Genomic DNA, 21,443 nt, shown 5'->3' with positions numbered 1-21,443 from the left:
CGGCTCTCGACCTGGATGCTGCGGGTCAGCGACCGCTGCGGCGGCCGGCACCGTTCTGGCGGACGACCGACCCGACGGTGAGCGCACCGCCACCGCTGGCGCGACGACCGGTGCGACGAGCGCCGCCGGCCTTGGGCGCGCCGTGCGACGTGGTCTGGCCGGAGCCGGCGGTGCGAGCGGGCTGGCCGTCACGGCGCGGCGCGTCGGCGGAGCGGCGCGCCGCATCCGCGGCACGACCCTGGCCACGGCCACGGCCACCCTCGCCGCGTCCGCCGCCCTGGCCGGAGCGACCGCGGTCGCCCTGGCCCTCGCGGGCGGCGCGCTTGCGCTGCGCGTTCGCGCCCTGGCTCTGACCGCCGCCGCGGGTCTGCGGCTGCTCGGGTGCCGGGGTGACGTGCGCGGCGACCTCGCCGACGAGCTCGACGACCGAGGCGGATGCCGCGGTCACGGTCTCGGGCGTGACGGAGATCGCGGCCTTGCGCAGGAGCGAGTCGACGTCGCGACGCTGCTCGGGCAGGACGATCGTGACGACGGCGCCCTCGGCGCCGGCGCGAGCGGTGCGGCCCGAACGGTGCAGGTACGCCTTGTGCTCCATGGGCGGGTCGACGTGGACGACGAGCTCGACGTTGTCGACGTGCACACCGCGGGCGGCGACGTCGGTCGCGACGAGCACACGGGCGGTGCCGGCCGAGAAGGCTGCGAGGTTGCGGTCGCGCTGCGGCTGCGACAGGTTGCCGTGCAGGTCGACCGACGGGATGCCCTGCGAGGTCAGCTGCTTGGCGAGCTTCTTCGCGGCGTGCTTGGTGCGAAGGAACAGGATGCGACGGCCGGTGCCCGACGCGAGGAAGCGCACGAGCTCCTTCTTCTCGTCGGAGCCGGGCACGTGGAACACGTGGTGGGTCATGGCGGTGACGGGCGAGTGCGCCTCGTCGACCGAGTGGAGCACCTCGTTCTGCAGGAAGCGGCTGACCAGCTTGTCCACGCCGTTGTCGAGCGTGGCGCTGAACAGCAGGCGCTGCGAACCCTGCGGGGTCGCGTTCAGGATGCGCGTGACGCCGGGCAGGAAGCCGAGGTCGGCCATGTGGTCGGCCTCGTCGATGACGGTGATCTCGACGGCGTCGAGGCTCACGAGCTTCTGCTGCATGAGGTCCTCGAGGCGGCCCGGGCAGGCCACGACGATGTCGGCGCCGGCGCGGATGGCCTCGACCTGACGGTTCTGGTTCACACCGCCGAAGACGGTGGCGGTCTTCATCCCGTAGGCGGCTGCCAGCGGAGCGAGCACGCGGTCGATCTGCGTCGCGAGCTCGCGGGTCGGGGCGAGCACGAGGCCGAGGATGCGGCCGCGGCGGCGGGTGCCGCCGGCGAGCTCCTGCCCGAGGCGGGCGACCATGGGGATCGAGAAGGCGAGGGTCTTGCCCGAGCCGGTGCGACCGCGGCCGAGCACGTCGCGACCGGCGAGCGTGTCGGGGAGCGTGTCGATCTGGATCGGGAACGCGGTGGTCTTGCCGTCGGCAGCCAGCGCGGCGACGAGGGGAGCGGGCACGCCGAGCGTGCCGAACGTGGGTTCAGTCATGAGAGAACTAACTCGGGCGTGATCGCCCGGATCGGTGTCCCGAGTGCGAGTGCGCAGACGGGTTCGCCGTGAGAAGGAGTCGCCAGCGACGATCGATGGATCGGCAGCGGATGATGCGTTCTACGACGCGAGGGGCACCAGGAAAGGCGCCGCAACCCCTTCAGCCTATCAGGTGGCTCCCGGACCGGCCTCTCAGAGCTGCTGGCCCGAGACGGAGAAGGTGTCGCAGGCGCCGGATCCGCCCGTGTATCCGGCCATGAACCAGCGCTGGCGCTGCTCGCTCGACCCGTGCGTCCAGCTCTCGGGGTTCACACGTCCGGACTGCTGCTGGATGTGATCGTCGCCGACGGCGGATGCCGCGGACAGGGCATCGTCGATCTGGGCCTGCGTCGGCTTCTGCAGGAAGGACTGACCGGAGGCATCCTTCTGATTCGGCGCCTCAGCCGCCCACGCCCCGGCGAAGCAGTCGGCCTGCAGCTCGGTGCGGACCGCGTTGCTGTCCTCGCCGGTCCCGTCGCGCGGGTGGTCCTCGAAGATCCCGGTGAGGTGCTGCACGTGGTGGCCGTACTCGTGCGCGAGCACGTACAGCTGCGCGAACTCGCCTCCCTCGGCGCCGAGCTGGTTCCGGAGGATCGACCAGAACGTCGGATCGATGTAGACGGTCTCGTCGGTGGGGCAGTAGAACGGACCGGTCTGATTGGATGCCGTGCCGCAGGGCGATGACGTCTGCTGCTCCACGAGCACGAGATCGGGTGCGCGGTACCCCTCGACTTCGTTCTGCCAGTACGAGTTGATGACCTCCTCGCCGGCGTCGAGCCGGCACGCGTCGTCGTTGTTCGCGTCGGCACCCGTCGTGCAGTTCTGCAGCGCTTCACCCTCGGAGCCGGTGCCCCCACCGGGTGATCCGCCCAGGAGTCCGCTGAAATCCTGACCGGTGAAGAGGCTGATCAGCAGGACGGCGATGCCGATGACGCCGACTCCGGCCCCCCCGGCGACGACGGCGCCGCGGCCCCCGCGGCGAGTCGCGCTTTTGCCCCGCACATCCGCATTCGGGTTGAAGGTCATGCGACGGACGGTACTCCGCCCCGATCGGCGCGGCACACGGGTTGATTTCAGGCCGCGGACCGTGTTCGGGACGGTCGCGCGTCGGCCAGAATGGGGCGATCGGTCACAATGGACTGCGACGGGGCTGACCGCATCGTCGCTCGCGGAGGAGATCACAGTGGACGCACACGCGGACGAACCGGCACCCGGGGACTACGCGGAATCGCGCCTCATCGCGATCCCCGACGATCCGACGACGGATGCCCCCGGCTTCGCCGCCCTGCACCCCAGCCCGGAGTGGTGGCTGGCGCTCCCCGCCGGCTCACGACTCGTGGGGCTCGTCGTCTCGCGGCCCGACATGCCGAGCGTCGTCGCCCAGCGTGACGCGCTCGCGCAGTTCGGCGTGCCGATCGAGGGGTTCCGGCATCCCGCCCCCGACATCGGCGAGACCTGGGAGGAACGTCTCACACGCCTGTTCGGGCGCCTCGGCGCCGGCGACGTGCTCGTCGTCACCGACGTGAAGGCCCTCGGCCGCGACGCGCACGAGGAGACCCGCACGGTCGCGGAGCTCCGCCGCCGGTCGGTCATCGTGAAGGTGCTCGACCGGGGCTGATCCCCGCCGTCAGGATGTCGCGCAGATGCGCAGCGGGTCGCTCGTCGCGCCGTTCTCGCGGCGCACGCTGACGTCGATGCAGATCTGGGTCTCGTCCCCGAGAGGAACGGACACGCGCGCCTTGGGGGCGTTCGCGGGGGTGGCTTCAGCGCCGTCGAGGCGCACCTGCTGCCACAGGTAGGTGTCGCCGTCCTGCGGGTCGGGGTTGACCCACCGGAAGACCGCCTTGCCGTTCTGGATGCGGCTCGACCCGTCGGTCGGCGCCGCGATGAACTCCGCGTCGGGTTCCTGGGGTTTCGGAGTCGGGGCCGAGGACTGCGCGGGCTTCGCCTCCGTCGCGTGCGGCGCGAGCAGCGATGCGACGACGACCGCGCCGACCACCACGACGACGACAACGGCAGCGGCGATGAGCCCGACCCACAGTCCCCGACGCGACCGAGCCGGCGCGGCCGTCCGACCGACGGTCTCACCGGCCGACGCCGGCGGCGCGGTCGGTGATGTCGCCGGAGGGGTCTCGCCGGCGGCGATCCGCTGCGACCCCCGGACGATCGTGCCGTCATCCGGCTCGGACGCCGCGGCGGCGGGGGCCGACGGCGGGATCGCGGTCGGCGGTCGCAGGACGGTCGAGTCAACGCCGGTCGCGGAGGCCGTGGCACCGGGGGCCCACCCCGAGGTGTCGCGGTGCTGCGTGGCATCCGTCCCGGTCGCGAGACCTGCCGCGAGGGCGGTCCGCTCCCACGTGGGCCCTGCCGCCGGGGAGGTGTGCGGGTCGATGCTGACGATGCCGCGGACGCGGGTGAGCTCGCCCTCCTCCTCCTGCTCCTCGACGGGCGGGGCGTCGTCGAGGATGTCGATCGGGGTGACCGAGTGGGCCAGCTCGATCTGCACCTTCTGCAGCGCACGGGCGAACGCGACGGCCGACTCGAAACGGTCGGTCGGGCGCTTGGACATCGCCCGTTCGAGCACCTGGAAGAGCGACGCGGGGACGTCGGCCCGCTCGAGGCGGGCGAGTGGCTCGGATTCGATCCGGCGGATCAGGTCCGCGCCGCCGTTGCGTCCACCGGGCACCTCGAACGGCGACCGTCCCGCGAGCAGGTTGTAGACCGACGCCCCCAGCGCCCACACGTCCGAGCGCACGGTGAAGTCCGGCGCGTCCGCGAAGGACTCGGGCGGCGACCACGGGATCGACATCCCCGCAGACGGATCCATGCCGTCCGCCGTCGTCGCGATGCCGAAGTCGGTGAGGGCGGGCCTGTTGTACTCGGTGACGAGGATGTTCGCCGGCTTGATGTCGCGGTGCAGGATGCCCGCACGATGGGCGGTCTCGACCGCCGCCGCGACCTGGATGCCGACGCGCAGCGCCTCGGCCACCGAGATGGGGGCCGAGCGGGCGCGGACCTGCAGGTTCGGCTTGGAGCAGTACTCCATGACGAGATACGACCTGCCGTCGCCGGCGACACCGGCCTGGTAGATCGTGACGATCGCGGGATGCGTCGAGAGCATCGCCATGACGTTCGCCTCGGCCTGGAACTGCTCGGCCGCGCCGCTCGTCATCTTGTCGGCGAGGAGCACTTTGACGGCGACGCGACGCCTGGGCAACGCCTGCTCGTACAGGTAGACGTCGGCGAATCCGCCGGAGCCGAGCACCTGGACGTAGGAGAAGCCAGGAAGCTCCGGTGGCGCGGCGGGGGCTCGCTTCGAGCTCACGGAAGGTCCTCGAAGGTCAGGGTGACGCCGTCGCCGAGGTCGAGCACGTCGCCGTCGATCACCATGGTGGGCTCGTTCGGGTGCAGCCGCACCGGGTCGTGGCCGCCCCGGAGCAGGACGGTGCCGTTCGTGCTCGCGAGGTCGACGGCGAGCACGTGCTCACCCTCCGCGCGGATCTCGACATGGTTGCGCGAGATGTCGTGCTGTGGGCCGTCCACGGCGACGAGGGTCGGCAGCTCGTTCTCGGCCGGTCGCGTCGAGCGCGGTCGGCGGCCGATGATGACTGTGCGCTCGAGTTCGACGACGCGGCCGTCGGCGAGGCGGATGCGGCCCCGCGACGGGCTCCGCGGCGGCACGTCCTCGATCGAGTCGAAGGATGCCGACCGCATCGCGCGCGCTTCGGCGACGGATACGGTCGCACCGTCGTGGTCGCCCAGCGCCGACGCATCCGCAACCGGTGGGAGGGGCGGCGCGGGGTGCGGCGGCACGAACGGGGGCAGGGCGGGGACGGGCGCGGTGCCCTGCGGCGCCACCCGGGAACTCACGATCGTCGCCCCGAGGACGGCGTCCTCATCCGGCCCGGAGATCGTCTCGCCGGGGTCCGGCGGCCGCGGCGCATCGTGCGGCACGGGGACCGAGACGGGCGAGCCGCCGAGCGTGTGGATCGGTGGAACCCCCGTGACCAGCCCCGGCGTCTCGGTCTCCGGCTCCGATTCCGGTTCAGGTTCCTTCGCCAGCGTGCGCGGCGAGGCGACGGTCTCGCCCAGATCGTCGGGTGCCACAGCGGATGCCTCCGGCTCCGGTGCGGGCTCGGGCTCGAGCTCGGGCTCCGGCTCGGCGACAGGCTCCGGCTCGGGCTCGGCGACTGGTTCCGGCTCCGGCTCGGCGAGGGGCTCCCCCGCCGTCACGGGCGCTGCGACCGGCGCGGCGGTCTCGTGCTCTGCGACGTCGAAGATGATCTCGGCGACGGGGACGACGCCCGACTCGATCGGCAACAGGTCGGCATCCGCGGCTGTCCCGAGGTCGACGCTCACGCGGATGACGCCCGGCAGGAACCTCTCGGTCCACGTCGCGACGCCGGCACCCGAGACCGCATCGACGCCGTCGGCGGTCTCGACGACGAGGGTCACCGGACCGCGAACTGCGACGCGCACCCCGTCGCCCTCCGCGACGGCGAGACCGAACGGCGGGATCGCCGCGAGCGACGTGCCGAACGCCCCTGTGAGGGATTCGAGGACGGCGCCGATCCCGCCGTTCTCGAGCCGGCGCCACACACCCTCGACGGCGTGCGGGGTCACAGCCGGGGGCAGCACGGCGAGCGCCGAGCCGGTCACGGCGGCACGCCAGGCTTCCGGGGCGCCGTCGGGCCGATATCGCACTGCGCGCATCAGGCGTCTCCTCCTGCCGCTGCTCGCGGCCGTGTGTCCTCTTCGGCGTACGACGCGCCCCCCGCGGGAGCCGTGTCGTACGCATCATCATCCTGCCCCGCCACGCGGACGGCATCGACCACCACGGCCGTGATGTTGTCGCGACCGCCGTGGAGCATCGCTTCGTGCACGAGGCGGGTCGCGGCATCCTGCGGGTCGACGACCTCTCGGAGGATGTCGCTGATGCGGTCCTCGGGAACCTCGCCCGACAGGCCGTCAGAGCAGATCAGCATGCGATCGCCCGGCTCGGCCGCGATGAGCCAGAAGTCCGCCTCGCCGCCGCTGCCCGCGCCGATCGCCCGGGTGATCTCGTTGCGGCGCGAATCCCGTCCGGCGGCTTCGCCGGTCAGCTCGCCCGCGTCGATGAGCTCCTGCACGACGGAGTGGTCGACGCTGATCTGCTCGAGCTCACCGTCCGCGAAGCGGTAGGTGCGAGAGTCGCCCACGTTGACGGTGAGCCAGTATCCGTGGCCGCCGACTTCGGTGACCGCGACGCCGGTGAGGGTGGTGCCGGCGGCCCGCCCCTCGTGACCGATGCGGTGCACGGCGGCGCGGGCACGCGCGAGGGCCGCCCGCATCCCGTCGATCCCGACGGAGTCCTGACCGACGAGGGCGCGGAACTCGGCCACGACGGCGGAGCTCGCCGCGGCGCCCGCATCGTGGCCGCCCATGCCGTCGGCGACGAGGAAGAGCGGATACTCCGCCAGGTGGGAGTCCTCGTTCACGCGTCGACGCAGGCCCGGGTGCGTCGCCGCCCCGACCTGCACGTCCATCGCGATCATCGCGCGGACTCCACCGTCAGTCGTCGATCGCCGAGTTCGAGGACGTCGCCCGACCAGATGCGCGCCGGTTCACCCGGGACAAGCCGCTGCGGCTGACCGGCACGGACGATCACGACGCCGTTGAGCGAGTGACGGTCGACGACCCACGAGCCCCGCTCGTCGGCGCCGACCTCGAAGTGCGTCTTCGACAGCGACAGGGTCTCGTCGCGGACGGGTGTGCTGCGCCGCCCCTCCTGCTGGCCGGGCCCCCGACCGAACAGCGTCGGCTCGTAGATCGTGTGCCGCGTCCCGTCATCCCAGCGCAGGATCGCGATCACGGGCGGCGAGACCCGTTCGGCCGATGCGGGCCGGCCGTCGCGGTGCGGCACTCCGGGGACGGTCGAGATCACGTCGACCGGCAGCGTCCGCGGGATCGGCCGGTTCGCCGGAACGGATGCCGGAGCCCACGACGGCGCAGGGAGGGGGTCGCCGTGGCCGGTGGCCGCCGCCGAGACGACGGGCCGGGGATCTGGCGCCGCCGCGGCCGCCGCGGTCTGCGGGATGAGGACGGGCGCGGGTTCGATCCGTGCAGCGAGCGCAGGCTCGACCGGCGCGGCGGGCGTCACCGCCAGGACGTCGGCCGGGTGGACGATGACGGCCCCCACAGCCAGGTCGTGCCATCCACGCCGCCACCGCGACGAGTCGAACAGAGGTGAGAAGAGACCGACGACGACACTGCAGGTGAGCGTCCACACGAGGTTGCGCCCGAGTGCGCGGCCGAAGCCGAGCCGCCCGTCGCCCTCGTCGGCCCGCTCGAGCCGCAGCCCCATGACGCGCATGCCGATCGAGCCCCGGCCGCCCTGCAGGGCGGTGTGGACGAGGAACCAGGCGAGCGAGGTGCCCGCCACGGCGGGAAGCAGGACGAGGATCCCCACGACGCCGGCCGACAGGACGGACACGGCCAGGACGCCCCCCGTGACCGCGGCGGCGACCGCCGCCGCGATGACGGAGTCGATGACGACGGCGCCGACGCGGTGAGGCATCGTCGCAGGGGCACCCCCGGTCATCGCCGGCGCACCGATCGACCCGCCCGACTGCGTCGGAGCGATCGCAGGCTCAGCCGGGCCCGAAGACGCTGCCAGAACGTGGCACCGCCGGCCATGCCCGCGACGATCTCGTCGACCTCGCGCCAGAAGGCGTCGACGTCCTCAGGGGTCGGGTCACCGGGGCCGTACACCTCGGCGTCGGCCTGCTGCGCGAGTGTCGCAACGCGAGAACCGTCGAACGCGTCGCCGACGACCGTTGCGCTCTCGGCGCGGGTCGATCCGGGAGGCACGGCCACGCGGTAGTCGACAGCGCGGTCGACCAGCTCGTCCCAGCCGCCCGACACGCGGTCGGCGGTGCGCTCCGCGCGCAGTCGCCGGGTGCGACGAGCCGCCTTGAGCCCACCGATCACCAGGAACGGCGACATCAGCAGCAGGATGCCGCCGAGCCCCACGCCCGTCCAGAGGAGCACGGGTCCGAGCCAGTCCGGGCCGGGCTCCTCGTCCTCATCCTGATCGCGCTCCTCGGCGAGTGCCGGCGGCTGATCGGCCGGTTCCTGCGCGGGCGGCGGCGGCTGCAGCACCTGCGGCTTCGGGTTGGCGCGCGGCTTCGTGTTCTGCTGGCTCGGCTCGTTGTCCTCGTCGGGAGTCGGGTCGAAGGGGATCCACCCCTTGCCCTCGAAGGCGATCTCGACCCAGGCGTGCATGTTCTCGCCCGTCGCGGTGAAGACACCCCCGGCATCCTTCTCACCCTCATCGGGATGCCAGCCCATGACGACACGGGCAGGCATGCCGAGCTGGGTGGCCATGAGCGCCATCGTGACGGCGTACTGCTCGTCGTCGCCCACCATCTGGTCGTTGTTCACGAGCATCGAGATGCGTGCCGAGCCGTGACCGGACGGCGAGTACACGTCATCGGCGAGACCGTGGCTGAAGTATCCGTCGGTCTTCAGGTAGCTCTCGAGCGCGCGCGCCTGGTCGATGGGCGTCTCGGCGTCCTCCGTCGCATCCGAGGCGATCTCGCTGAGCGCCTGCGGGATGCCGGTCTGCTTGGGCATCTTCAGCGGAGCGAAGGGCGTCTCGGCGAGCTGCTCGTCCTTGATCACGGGCGGGATGATCGTGTCGATCGTGTACGCGTCACCGGACTGGACGCCCGAGGTGACCACCGCGGTGCCGGTCGCATCGTTGAAGTGGGCGCCGCGACGGAGATCGGTCGCCCGGTCTCCCTGGAACTCGATGTCGCGGGCCGATCCGACGGAGGGGAGCCACACGCCGGACAGCTCCTCGATGTCGACGCGCACCTTGGTCTCGGTGCCGGTCGCCTCGGGCGACATGTTCGACCGGATCGAGGTGAAGGCGCTCGAGGATCCGGCGCCGTCCTCGGCGACGTTGTAGACGACGCCGTCGTAGGCGTCCATCGTCGCGAGGCGCACGCGGCCGTCTTTCGGCAGCCCGCTGACGGTGAACAGCTGGTCGGTCTTGAAGTCGCGGACGTACTTCCGCCAGGACTGCAGCGGGCTCGCGTAGTCGTGGATGTCGAAGGGCGGGACGACGAAGTCGCGCAGGATGTACCGCTGGGTGGGCGGGCTGGCGGTCGCCGCGACCGCAGCCCCTGCACCCGTCGCGAGGGCCAGGACGATCCCGCCCGACACCAGACGGCGCAGCCGAGCGGCGCGCGAGGCGTCGGCTCCGGGGGTCGCTGCCTCGACGGCCGTGCGCTCCGGGCTCCACATGGTGCGCAGCGCGAGCCACACGACGGCGACGGCGACGAAGAGGGCGCCCTGCACGATCGGCGCCACGGTCTGCGCCGTGCCGAGGAGGATCTCACCGGCGATGTAGACGGATGCCGGGATCAGCGCCCACGCCGCGCGACGCAGGCGCAGCGCGAGGGACGCCGTGAGCACCGTCGCGACGAGGGTCATCAGGAACGGGACGATCAGGTGGCCATCACCCGGGTCGACCGGCGGCACCGTCGTGAGGAGGTCCTTCCACGAGGTGACGGCGCCGAGCGCCAGCTGGCGCCACGTCTCAAGGGTCGGCACGACCCCGAGGAAGGTCGTGTACGGCAGGGCCAGGGCACCGCCGAGCAGGAAGTAGAGCGCGATCGTCGCCCCGGCGAGGGACAGGATGCCCCAGCGCCACCGGGCGCCCACCCATGCGAGCGCCAGGCCGAACACGAGCGCGCCGATCGTCGCGACGAGGTAGGCCGGGCCGTCGAAGGTCGCGGCGAACCCGACGATCCCGACGCCGAGCAGGAGCACGATGGCGGCGATGTCCGCGACGACGCGCCGCCAGGTCGCGCCCGGCAGCAGAAGGAAGGCGAGCCGGTTCACGAGAGGACCTTGCGGAGGGCGTTGGGAAGCTGATCGAGGTGGCCGAGCGCGACGACATCAGCGTCGCCCACGCGGCGGAGGACCGGCGATTCGAGGCGACTGTCGGCGATGATCGCGAGGGTCCGCACGCCGAAGGGCACGCGCGAGCAGGCGAGGCGCAGCTGTCCGGCGTCGACCGTCGACCCGCAGAGCAGGACGGCGACGGCGGCATCCGGGGAGTGCGCGGCCAGGATGCCGGCGAGCGCGACGATCCCGCCGTCGCGCGGCTTCGTGCTCTCGAGCGCGGAGAGCGAGTCGAGGTACCGGCGTCCGGTCTCGGCGCGGATCTTGCCGGCCGACGTGCGCACGTCCAGGGTGCGCGAGTCGCGGAGGGCGCGCAGGCCCACGGAGCCGGCGACGGAGATCGCGGTCTCGAACTCCTCGGGGTCGCGGTACTCGCCGGGGTGCGTCGACAGCGCCACGACGAAGTGCGAGCGACGGGTCTGCTCGTACTCGCGCACCATGAGCGTGCCGGTGCGCGCCGTGGACTTCCAGTGCACGTGGCGCAGATCGTCGCCGGGCTGGTACTCGCGCAGCGCGTGGAACGAGACGTCGTCACGGGCGAGGTGCTGATCGGGCAGGCCCTCGAGGTCGCGCATCTGCCCGAGCGAGAGCCCCTCGAGCGGCAGCGTCCGCGGGTGTACGAAAAGGTCGACGGCCTGACGGCGGTCGTGCGTGCGTTCGAACAGGCCCAGCGGGTCGCCGCGGAGGACGCTCACCGGACCGACGGCGAGCACGCCGCGGTGGGTCGTCGGGATGGCGAAGAGCTCCTCGTGCTCCTCCCCCGCCTGAAGCCGCGGCACCTGGAAGACGCCGCGACCGGAACCGACCGGCAGGACGATCTCGGAGGGCAGCAGCGAGCGGGACGTGAGGTTCGCGAGCTTCAGCGCACCGACGGCCCGCTCGCCCACCACGACGCGCGTGCGGGTGAGGTCGAGATCGACCTCGTACGCGGTCCGCCCGAAGAGGAAGACGATGCATAGGAGCGCCAGCACCGTCGCCACGATCGCCGCAACGAACGCCTCCTGCCAGCCGAGCGAGAACGCCGTGATCCAGAGGATGATCGCGGCGGCGATGACGACCCAGCCGGTGAGCTGGATCACCTCGGCGATGATCCGCGCGCGGGAACCCGCGCGGCGCGCCCACACCCCGGCGTCCTCTCGCACCTTCTCCCACCGCGTCGCTTCGCGGGGCGCGAGCAGCGCCGCGTCCTCGGCGGCGTCCGGTGCGGTGCCCGCGGGCGCGCCGGAGGGGCCGGGCGCGTCCGGCGCCTCGGCGACCGTCTCCGGCGTCATCGTCATTCGGCGGACGCCCTCGCGAGAGGCGCCTCGACCTGGCCGAGGGCGCGCTCGATGACCGACTCGGACGTCGTCCCCGAGAACTCGGCCTCGGGGTCGAGGACGAGACGGTGGGTCCAGACAGGTGCCGCCAGCGCCTTCACGTCGTCGGGGATGACGTAGTGACGACCCTGGGATGCCGCGACCACACGCGCGATCCGCATCATCGAGATCGCGCCACGCACCGAGACGCCGAGCTTCGTGGCATCGGATTCGCGGGTCGACTCGACGAGCTGCGCGGCGTAGCGCGCGACGGCCGGGTCGACGTGGACGGTGGCGGCCAGATCGGCCATATCGGCGACGGCCTTCGTCGTGATGACGGGGCTCAGCTTGCCCGACGGGTTGCGGTCGACGTCGCCGGCGAGGATCCGCTCGGCGACGGCGAGAGACGGGTAGCCGATCGAGGTCTTGATCATGAAGCGGTCGAGCTGCGCCTCGGGGAGCTTGTACGTTCCGGCTTGCTCGATGGGGTTCTGCGTCGCGATGACGAGGAACGGTCGACCCACCTCGTGCGGCACGCCGTCGACCGTCACGCGGGACTCCTCCATGACCTCGAGGAGCGCCGACTGCGTCTTCGGCGAGGCGCGGTTGATCTCGTCGGCGAGGACGATCGAGGCGAATACGGGACCCTTGTGGAACTCGAACTTGTGGTTCTGCTGGTCGTAGATCGTGACGCCCGTCACGTCCGAGGGCAGCAGGTCGGGCGTGAACTGGATGCGGGTCGACGACCCCTGCACGCTCGCCGCGAGTGCCTTCGCGAGGCTCGTCTTGCCCGTGCCCGGCGCATCCTCGAGGAGGACGTGACCTTCGGCGAGCATCGCCGCCAGCACGAGGCCGACGACCTCGCGCTTGCCCATCAGCGCCTGGTCGACGTTGTCGACGAGTCGCGTGAACGTGTCGCGGAACCAGGCCGCCTGTTCGGGGGTCATGCTCATTCGTTCAGTCCTTCTTCGTCATCTTCATCGTGTTCGTTGGTCCTACTTGGCCCAGAAGCGTTTCTCGGTGTCCACGTCGCCTCCCCAGCCGAGGATGTCCACCCAGACATCCACGTTGTCCGATCCGTGCCAGCACGTGATCTGGACCGAGCCGTCGGAAGGGACGTTGAACGGACCGTTGTAGTCGTTGAACCTGGGGTCGCCCGTCGCGTTGCAGTCGATCCGATAGCTCCCCCCTGGGAAGTTCTTGGTGTTGACCACGAAGTAGTAGCAGCCGTTGACGCATGCCTGCGGCCCACCGTCTCCCTTCGTCACCCAGACCTGCGGTTGCGGTGGCGGCGGCGCGTCGACGGTCGTCGCACTCGCTTGCGCGGTGGTGGTCTGGCTGCCCGCAGCGCTCGTTCGCACTTCGATCGTCCGCGTCGTGCTGTACCCGACGTCGTAGTTCTCGGTGCCCGAGGCCGCGACGACACGCCATCCTCGGCCGTCACCGGTGCGGATCTCGGTCGTGACAGGCCGCCCGTTGGGGGCGGGCGACGACCAGCTCATCGAGATCGTCCGCCCGTCGCCCGCCCGCGATGCGCTGGCCGACGGATTACCGATCTGCCCGTACGGGGCGACCTGGTTGGAGGCCGCCGACGCGGGTCCCTCGTAGGTCGTGCCGTCCGCGGTGGCCACGGCCCGGATCTGGACCGTGTACGAGCCGTTGTTGTTGACGACGCCGTTGCCGATCGTGCCGGACGTCCCTGAACCGCCGCCCGCGACCCAATCGGCACGCCATCCGCTGCCGTTCACGTTGTACTGGTACTGGATCTCGTTCGCGGTGGCACCGTTCGACGCGGCCGGCTGCCACTGGACCGTGACCTGGTTGTCGCCCTCGCCCGCGGTGACACCAGACGGAGCACCCGGCGGCGTGAAGGCACGGCGCGGAGCGGATTCAGGACTCAGCTTGCCCCACCCTGCTTTGTTGCGCGCCCGCACGGTGTAGGTGTAGTTGGTCTGGGAGGTGTCGACGACGACGGCCTGGCTCGTCTGACCTGCCGGTACCGAGATCTTCTGGACGACGCTGCCGCCGCGGATGACTCGCAACTCGTAGGCGGCGATCGCGTCGCCGTTCTCCGCAGGCTGGTTCCAGGACACGCGCATCTGAGCACGGCCCCCGACCGGCTCGAGACGGGCCACCGTCGGAGCGCCCGCCGCCGCCGGCGGTGCGGCAGGGATCTCTCCCGCGGACCACTGCGAGAAGTCGGAAGGCTCGGGTGCGCGGTTGTGGGCGCGGACCCGTACTTGGTACTCCGTACCGTTCTGCAGCCCGTCCCACTTCAGCTTGTTCCCGGTCACGCCTGTTTTCTGCGCGACGCCGGAGGGCGGTGCGGGTGAGATCTCGAGAGTGAAGCTCTCGACCGGCGACCCCTCAGTACGTGGTGTCTTCCACGTGACGTCGAGACTACGATCACCGAACGCCAGCGCCGGGGGCGCCGGCTGGTCGGGACGCACATCCGGACGCGCGGTCTCCGACGGCACCGACGGATCGGACTCGCCGACGCTGTTGGTCGCTGTGACGACGAAGTTGTACTCGACGTTGTTCGTCAGCCCGTCGAGGGTGCACGTCGTGGAGGGACATTCCCGGGTGTAGCCACCCGCGGTCGAGGTGACCGTGTAGCCCGATATCCGACGACCGTTGTCCGCGGGCGGGGTCCAGCTGAGAACCACGGTCCGGCTCCGTACCGTGGTCACGGTCGGCTTACCGGGCGCCTCAGGCCGCCCCTGAACGGTGATGCGGATGCGTCCGTCGACACGCCGGTCGGCGTCTCCTGTCGCGTCCTGGACCGTGTAGCGGACGACCACGTTCCCGACGAACTCTTTCGACGTCGTCACATTCACGTTCGGGCCGGACACCCTCACGCTCGTGACATCGCCCGTCTCGATCTGTGTGTTCACGATCTGGAGGGCCTTCTCAGGGAACGGGTTGACGTCGTTGTTCAATGCGTTCACCGACACGGTCTCGCCCTGGTCCGCCTGTTTGACGACATCGTCGTTGACCGACGGCAGCTCGCGGGTCGACGCGGTGACCGTAACCTGGATGTTTGCTTCGACGGGGTCCGTCTCCCCATCGGTGACACGGACGGTCAGCGAGAACCGCGTGCCCTTATCCACGTCAGGTTGCGCGGACACCTGCAAAGTCTGTCCGTCGATCGACGCGTTGACACCGGATGGCGCGTCGGAGGCGAGGGAGAACGTCAGTTTCTCCATATCGCCCGGGTCGGGATCCGAAGCCAGCTCCCGCAGGCCGAGAGTCGTCGCCTCCTCGCCGGGCGCGACGGAGATCGACGCGCCCGTCATCGTGGGCGGCTCGTTGTCCGGCGGCAGCACCGTGATCGGGATGGTCAACGTCGCCTTGCGGCCGGTGTCATCATCGGGCCCGGAGCCGTCGGTGACTTCGAACGTGAGCGCGTCCGATCCGAAGTAACGCTCCGCGGAGGTGTAGGTGAGCGTCGACTCGTCCTTCACGAGGCTCGCGCCGTTGCTGTGCGCCGCCGAGACCTTCTCGGTCTCGGTGATCACGACGTTGCCGCCGCCCGAAGCACGTACGTACTCCGACAGGGGCAGGTCGATCGACTCCCCGCTCTTGACAGTCACGCCCTCGGTCGAGAGAAGGGTGGGGGGAAGATCAACGAGCGCCGGAACGTGGATGAATGCTGCAGAGACCTGGTCGTCCTCATCCTTGACGAGATACGTGATGAGCTGACGCTGGTCGGTGACGGTCAGGCTGACACGACCGCCCGATCCGACACGCGCATTGTCGCCGCCCTTGCCAAGCGATACCTCAAGGGCAGACCTTGTGCCGTCGGGGTCATCGTCGTTGGCGAGGACATCGACCGTCACGGTGCCGTCTTCCTTCACCTGGTCGGGGAGGACGCGATCGTCTCGAGCGATCGGACGGGCGAGAGGGACATCGGGGTCGACCGTGATCTGCACGGACGTCGTCGCGCGGAGCCCGCGCTCGTCGGCGATCGTGTAGATGACACTCGTCTGCATCGGCTTCTCAGGCGCCGTGATGAGCAACTGCTGTCCCGAGACCTTCGCGCTGAGCCCCGCGACGTCGGGGACCTCCACCGCGTTCTTGGCGAACGTGAACTTGTCGCCGTCGGGGTCGGAGTCGTTCTTCAGCACGTCGACGGCGACCGTGCGCCCAGGCCGCATCGTGATCGTGTCGCGCACCGCGTAAGGAGCCTGGTTGGTCGTCGGGGCCGGGGCGATGCCGATCTGGACGGATGCTGTCGCCTCCTTACCGAGAGCGTCGCGTACCCGGTACTGGAACCGATCGACACCCACCGCATCTTCGAAAGCGGTGTAAGTGAAGGAGTCGGCCTCGATGGCAGACACCCGGCCCTTCTTCGGCGAGGATGCGAGACCCACGAGCTCGACGGAATCGCCGTCCGCGTCGATCCCGTTCAGGTCGACGGGAACCGTGACAGCCGACCCGCTGAGCGTGCGGACCGTCACGTCGCGCGGTCGCGGCGCGGCGTTCGACGTGTCGTCGCGGGGCAGGATCCGGATCGTGACGTAACCGGCGTCGCGTTGGCCGCTGGAGTCCTCGACCTCATATGTCGCGTTGACCGTCTTCGGCTCCGACCCGGCGCGGAAGCGCAGCGTGTCCTCGGAGACGAACAGGTCGCCGTCCGCATCGTCGACGAGCGGCGGCACGAGTTCGGGCGAGATGTGGATCTCGTCGTTGTTCGGGCTGTAGTCGTTGTCCATCACCGGAATGGTCACGACGTCGCCGGTACGCACGACGACCTCGTCGTCGACGGCGATGGGGGGGCGGAGCTTCTCCGGAGCCGGCACTGGGATGACGATGATCTCGCCGTCGGCCGACTGCGATCCGTTCGAGATCGTGTACGTCAAGCGGACCTGCTTGTCGAGCGACGCCTGGTCGCTGACGCGGATGGTCTCATGCCCGAGCACGGCCGCGGCCACACCCGCGTCCTCATCGACGGTCACGGACTGAACGACCAGAACGCCGCCCGCCGGGTCGGTGTCGTTGCCCAGCACATTGACGAGCACGTCGCCACCGGCCGGCAGGAGGGCGACGTCACGGACGGCGATCGGCGCGACGTCGGCATCCTCTTCGGGGAGCACATCGATGCGCACGATGCCGGGAGCCGAGTTCGGTCCGGCCGAGGCGAGGTAGGTGGCGTAGTACGTGCCGATCTTGGCGGACTGGAACGTGAACGACTTGTCGGGATAGTCGCGCGTCACAGCGCCGCCTTCGACGTCGTCGACACGGGTGAGGCGGAGCTGCTCGTTGCCGGTGCTCGTATCGTTCGTCAGCGGGCGAACGGTGACCGGACGGTCGGGGCGGGTCACGACGTGATCCGCGTTCGTGACAGGGAGGGTGGTTCCGAGCGGACGGATGTCGTACCGCGCGACGCCTACGGCGGAGTCGCTTCCGTCCGACACCGAGACCGGAACGTCCTTCCGACCCTGCGTGCCGCCGATCGCGCGATAGGTGATCTGGCCGTCGGAGGTGAACTCGGCTTCGTCGCCACCGTCGGGAGTGACAGATTGCAGGAAGATGTCGTCCCCGTCGGGGTCTACCCAATCAGTCAGCACGTTGTAGGAGACCACGCCGCCCGTCTCCACGGTGATCGCGGTCTTGCGCTTCTGGACCGGCGGGGAGTTCTCGCTGAGCGGCCGAACCGTCAGCGCGACGCGGGCGCTGTCCTTTCCGCCGCGACCGTCCGACACCTCGTACGTGAACGAGGTCGTCCCGCTCGCATCCTCGGGCATGGCGATCTGCAGGGCGGTGCCGTCGTAGATCGGCGTCACCTTCCCGACCGACGGCGGCGTGACCACCTTCGCAACGAGGACGTCGCCGTCGGCGTCGAGGTCGTTCTCGAGGACGGGGAGGACCGTCGTGCGACCCGGACGGACGCCGTAGCGGTCGTTCTCGGCGACGGGAGCCGTGTTCTGCTCGGTGCGCTCGGGGAGGGTCGACTGGATGGTCTCCTCCGTCGTCTCCTCCTCTTCCTCGCCCTCGCCCTCGGGAGGAGTGATGTCCTCCCAGTTGTCGACCTGCTGCAGTGCGTCGCTCGCCATCCACGCCGATCCGCCGAAGATGTCGTTCAGGACGACGACGTCCCGGTTCACGCGGAAGCGGAGCTGGCTGGACTTCTTGACACCCTTGATGGTCTTCTGCACGTCGTCGCCGTCGCCCGTGCAGTCGCGCACGAAGGCGCCGGTGCCCGACCAGGCGCCGTAGGCGCAGCCCGCGACGTACACCGGCTGAGCCGGCGCACCGCCGCCGCTGCCGGCATCCTTCGTCACGAGGTCCCCGCCGCCCAGGGGCACCCGGACGAGCTGCGACGGCGTCGCGAGCGTGACGGTGTCGGTCGCGTTGGAGGGCTGCTGGAGAACCGCGTCGCCCGGCACCTCGGCCTGCAGCCCGTCGGTCGAGTAGAGCATCGAGGTGGTCTGATCGAGGACCACGCTGACTCCGCCGACGGAGGTGATCGAGAGCTCGTCGTCCTTGTCGATGCCCTCCAGCTCGCGCTCGGCGGTCTGCACGTAGGTGCCCTCGGCGTTGGGGCCGTAGGCGAAGATCTTGCCGGACTTCGCCGAGACGGCGTAGACGACGCCGGCGGTGCTGACGGTCACCGCGGCGCCGCGACCGAGCTTCGCGATCGGATCGCCGGCTTCCTTGCCGACCGCGGCGATCGAGGTGAAGGGGGCGGCGCGCAGGGCGCCGTCCTCGTCGATCGTCGCGACGGTGGGGCCGCCGAGCACCACGTTCGCGCCCGAGGGGATGTCGGCGCTGTCCGAGAGCACGACCCGTGACGGGTCGATCGCGGTGGCGGTGTTCTCTGCTTCGTCCGTGACGAGGACCCGGTTGCCGGCCTGCTGGATGTCGTAGTCCGCCGACAGCGTGCGAAGACCCCCGTCGAGCACGCGCGACTCGTTGTTGAAGTGTCCGACGAGCAAGCTCGTCTGCTTGGTGAGCCAGACACCGCCGTCGTTGAGCTCGACCTCGGTCGTCGGCTCACCGTCGTAGGTCAGGGCGAGGACGCTGACAGCGACGACCGCGGCCGTCACCGCACCGATCGAGGCGAACGTCTTGGGCCGAGAACGCAGCCAGGTGAACGACTTCATGAGTGTTCTGACTTCCCCCGAGGCAGTCATGCATGCAGAACCGTGGCGGCCGGTGAGAAGACCGACTGCCACGGCGTGTGGACGCCATAAAGACTAAGCGAGAGACGAATATCGGGCGAGCGCGTGACGTGGGGAGTTCTCCCCATCTATGCTCGTGGGTTCGGCCGTGCCGAGGCGGTTCAGACCGCGCCGACGTACCGTGCGAGGTGCTCTCCCGTCAGCGTCGACCGCTCCTTCACCAGTGCCGCCGGCGTCCCTTCGAACACGACCCGTCCGCCGTCCCGTCCCGCGCCCGGACCGAGGTCGATGAGGTGGTCGGCGTGCGCCATGACCGCCTGATGGTGCTCGATGACGATGACGGAGTTGCCGGCATCCACCAACCGGTCGAGAAGCGACAGCAGGTTGTCGACGTCGGCGAGGTGCAGACCCGTGGTCGGCTCGTCGAGGACGTACACCGCCCCCTTCTTCGCCATGGCGATCGCGAGCTTCAGCCGCTGGCGCTCGCCTCCGGAGAGGGTGTTGAGCGCCTGACCGAGCGTGATGTAGCCGAGGCCGACGTCGACCATCCGGGCGAGCGTCGTCTTGGCCGACCCCGTCGTGAAGCCGTGGGCCTCCTCGGCCGACATCGCGAGGACCTCGGCGATGTTCTTGCCGTCGAGGGTGTACTCCAGGACGGCGTCGCTGAACCCGGAGCCGTCGCACACCTCGCAGCGCGTCTCGACACTCTGGGTGTAGCCGAGGTTCGTGATGATCACGCCGAGCCCCTTGCACGCGGGGCAGGCGCCCTCGGAGTTCGCGCTGAACAGCGAGGCCTTCACGCCGTTGGCCTTGGCGAACGCGGTCCGGATCGCGTCGAGCACGCCGGTGTACGTCGCGGGGCTCGACCGGCGCGAACCCTTGATGGGCGATTGGTCGACGACGACGACGTCATCGAACGCGGGGACGTTCCCGTGGATGAGGGACGACTTGCCCGAGCCGGCGACACCCGTGACGACGGTCAGCACGCCGAGCGGGATGTCGACGTCGACGCCCGTGAGGTTGTGCTGGGTCGCACCGCGGATCGGCAGCGAGCCGGTCGCGGTGCGCGTGCTCGATTTCAGCGCCGCGCGGTGGTCGAGGTGCCGGCCCGTGAGCGTGTCCGAGGCGCGGAGACCCGCGACATCCCCCTCGTACATGATCTGCCCGCCGCGCGAGCCCGCCTGCGGTCCCAGGTCGACGACGTGGTCGGCGATCGCGATGACCTCGGGCTTGTGCTCGACGACGAGCACGGTGTTGCCCTTGTCGCGCAGCAGCAGGAGCAGGTCGTTCATCCGCTGGATGTCGTGCGGGTGAAGGCCCGCGGTGGGCTCGTCGAAGACATAGGTCACGTCGGTCAGCGCGGAACCGAGATGACGGATCATCTTCGTGCGCTGCGCCTCGCCGCCCGACAGCGTCCCCGACGAGCGGTCGAGCGACAGGTAGCCGAGGCCGATGTCGATGAACGAGGCGATGACCCGTTTGAGCGACGACAGCAGCGGACCGATCGACGTCGGGTCGACGCTGTCGAGCCAGGCCGACAGATCGGTGATCTGCATCGCGGAGACCTCGGCGATGTCGGCCCCACCGATCTTCGACGAGCGGGCGCCGGCGTTGAGACGGCTGCCGCCGCACTCCGGGCACGGCAGGAACTTGACCGCCCGATCGACGAACGCACGGACGTGCGGCTGCAGAGCCTCGCGATCCTTCTGCAGGAACGACTTCGTGATCTTCGGAACGAGACCCTCGTAGGTCATGTTCATGTTCTGGAGCTTCACCTTGGTGGGCTCCTTGTAGAGGAAGTCCGCACGCTCCTGTGGCGAATACGACGCGATCGGTTTGGCGGCATCCAGGAACCCGGACTCGGTGAAGATGCGCACCATCCAGCCGTCCACGTTGTAGCCGGGCACGGTGATCGCGCCTTCCGACAGTGACTTCGAGCTGTCGAAGAGTTCGTCGAGGTCGACGTCGCTCACCTCGCCGAGCCCCTCGCAGCGCGGGCACATGCCGCCGGTGACGGTGTCGGATCCCGGCGCGGAGGGGATGTTGAACGAGAAGGCCTGCGGCGACCCGATGTGCGGCTCGCCGAGGCGGCTGAAGAGCAGGCGGAGCATGGCATAGGCGTCGGTCACGGTGCCGACCGTCGAGCGCGCGTTGGCCCCCATGCGTTCCTGGTCGACGATGATCGCGGGACTGATGTTCTCGAGTCCGTCGACGTCGGGGCGGCTCAGCTGCGCCATGAACTGCTGCACGAAGGTCGGGTAGGTCTCGTTGATGAGGCGCTGGGACTCGACGGCGATCGTGCCGAACACGAGCGAGGACTTGCCCGATCCGCTCACGCCGGTGAACACCGTCAGGCGTCGCTTGGGGATCTCGACGTCGACGTCCTTGAGGTTGTTCTCACGCGCCCCGACGACGCGGATGACGTCGTGCGCGTCCGCGACGTGACGATCGGATGCCACG

The 21,443-nt window shown here is 70.3% G+C and carries 12 protein-coding genes; 1 reads left to right on the top strand and 11 read right to left on the bottom strand.

The features are described 5' to 3' along the window. Positions 1-25 precede the first annotated feature (25 nt). Positions 26-1,573 (bottom strand): DEAD/DEAH box helicase, encoded by a 1,548-nt coding sequence (locus tag Q9S78_RS02970; protein WP_311868789.1) that lies wholly within the window; start codon positions 1,571-1,573, stop codon positions 26-28. Between the two features lie 192 nt (positions 1,574-1,765). Then, entirely contained in the window at positions 1,766-2,638 is an 873-nt protein-coding gene (gene ypfJ / locus Q9S78_RS02965; protein WP_018185805.1) for a KPN_02809 family neutral zinc metallopeptidase, read from the bottom strand. Positions 2,639-2,795: 157 nt separating this feature from the next. Here ypfJ and Q9S78_RS02960 point away from each other — a divergent pair, with 157 nt between their 5' ends. After that, positions 2,796-3,230, top strand: a complete 435-nt coding sequence (locus Q9S78_RS02960) for a recombinase family protein (protein ID WP_018185806.1) — start codon at positions 2,796-2,798, stop codon at positions 3,228-3,230. A 9-nt stretch (positions 3,231-3,239) separates the two neighbouring features. On the opposite strand, the gene Q9S78_RS02955 is transcribed toward Q9S78_RS02960, so the two are convergent. The 9 genes from Q9S78_RS02955 to Q9S78_RS02915 all read right to left on the bottom strand — a co-directional run bounded on the left by Q9S78_RS02955 (position 3,240) and on the right by Q9S78_RS02915 (position 21,442). Beyond that, positions 3,240-4,937, bottom strand: a complete 1,698-nt coding sequence (locus Q9S78_RS02955) for a serine/threonine-protein kinase (protein WP_311868785.1) — start codon at positions 4,935-4,937, stop codon at positions 3,240-3,242. Then, positions 4,934-6,325, bottom strand: coding sequence for an FHA domain-containing protein (locus Q9S78_RS02950; RefSeq protein ID WP_311868784.1), 1,392 nt, complete (start codon positions 6,323-6,325; stop codon positions 4,934-4,936). The genes Q9S78_RS02955 and Q9S78_RS02950 overlap by 4 nt, the downstream gene beginning before the upstream one ends. Beyond that, complete coding sequence (locus tag Q9S78_RS02945) at positions 6,325-7,146, bottom strand: PP2C family protein-serine/threonine phosphatase (protein ID WP_311868781.1); 822 nt, start codon at positions 7,144-7,146, stop codon at positions 6,325-6,327. Before Q9S78_RS02945 ends, Q9S78_RS02950 begins: the two co-directional genes overlap by 1 nt. Next, positions 7,143-8,168 carry an RDD family protein gene (locus Q9S78_RS02940; RefSeq protein WP_311868779.1) on the bottom strand — a complete coding sequence of 342 codons (1,026 nt, stop codon included), beginning with the start codon at positions 8,166-8,168 and terminating at the stop codon, positions 7,143-7,145. Before Q9S78_RS02940 ends, Q9S78_RS02945 begins: the two co-directional genes overlap by 4 nt. A 20-nt stretch (positions 8,169-8,188) precedes the next feature. Next, positions 8,189-10,501 (bottom strand): transglutaminase TgpA family protein, encoded by a 2,313-nt coding sequence (locus Q9S78_RS02935; RefSeq protein ID WP_311868778.1) that lies wholly within the window; start codon positions 10,499-10,501, stop codon positions 8,189-8,191. Further along, on the bottom strand, positions 10,498-11,841 hold the full coding sequence (locus tag Q9S78_RS02930) for a DUF58 domain-containing protein (protein ID WP_018185812.1): 1,344 nt from the start codon (positions 11,839-11,841) through the stop codon (positions 10,498-10,500). The genes Q9S78_RS02935 and Q9S78_RS02930 overlap by 4 nt, the downstream gene beginning before the upstream one ends. After that, complete coding sequence (locus Q9S78_RS02925) at positions 11,838-12,812, bottom strand: AAA family ATPase (RefSeq protein ID WP_018185813.1); 975 nt, start codon at positions 12,810-12,812, stop codon at positions 11,838-11,840. Before Q9S78_RS02925 ends, Q9S78_RS02930 begins: the two co-directional genes overlap by 4 nt. A 42-nt stretch (positions 12,813-12,854) precedes the next feature. Further along, entirely contained in the window at positions 12,855-18,965 is a 6,111-nt protein-coding gene (locus Q9S78_RS02920; protein WP_311868775.1) for an Ig-like domain-containing protein, read from the bottom strand. A gap of 179 nt (positions 18,966-19,144) precedes the next feature. Beyond that, positions 19,145-21,442 (bottom strand): ATP-binding cassette domain-containing protein, encoded by a 2,298-nt coding sequence (locus tag Q9S78_RS02915; RefSeq protein WP_311868773.1) that lies wholly within the window; start codon positions 21,440-21,442, stop codon positions 19,145-19,147. Position 21,443 lies beyond the last annotated feature (1 nt).

Origin of the sequence: Microbacterium aquilitoris (genome assembly GCF_031932285.1) — a bacterium.
Taxonomy (GTDB): Bacteria; Actinomycetota; Actinomycetes; order Actinomycetales; family Microbacteriaceae; genus Microbacterium; species Microbacterium aquilitoris.
Note: the sequence above shows the minus strand (reverse complement) of the source record. Positions and strands in the feature narration are given on the sequence as shown.

Bases quoted from the DNA above. Each gene is read 5' to 3' on its own strand.
- Q9S78_RS02970 (WP_311868789.1), bottom strand. From the start codon at position 1,573: ATGACTGAACCCACGTTCGGCACGCTCGGCGTGCCCGCTCCCCTCGTC.
- ypfJ (WP_018185805.1), bottom strand. From the start codon at position 2,638: ATGACCTTCAACCCGAATGCGGATGTGCGGGGCAAAAGCGCGACTCGC.
- Q9S78_RS02950 (WP_311868784.1), bottom strand. From the start codon at position 6,325: ATGCGCGCAGTGCGATATCGGCCCGACGGCGCCCCGGAAGCCTGGCGT.
- Q9S78_RS02945 (WP_311868781.1), bottom strand. From the start codon at position 7,146: ATGATCGCGATGGACGTGCAGGTCGGGGCGGCGACGCACCCGGGCCTG.
- Q9S78_RS02940 (WP_311868779.1), bottom strand. From the start codon at position 8,168: ATGCCTCACCGCGTCGGCGCCGTCGTCATCGACTCCGTCATCGCGGCG.
- Q9S78_RS02930 (WP_018185812.1), bottom strand. From the start codon at position 11,841: ATGACGATGACGCCGGAGACGGTCGCCGAGGCGCCGGACGCGCCCGGC.
- Q9S78_RS02925 (WP_018185813.1), bottom strand. From the start codon at position 12,812: ATGAGCATGACCCCCGAACAGGCGGCCTGGTTCCGCGACACGTTCACG.
- Q9S78_RS02920 (WP_311868775.1), bottom strand. From the start codon at position 18,965: ATGAAGTCGTTCACCTGGCTGCGTTCTCGGCCCAAGACGTTCGCCTCG.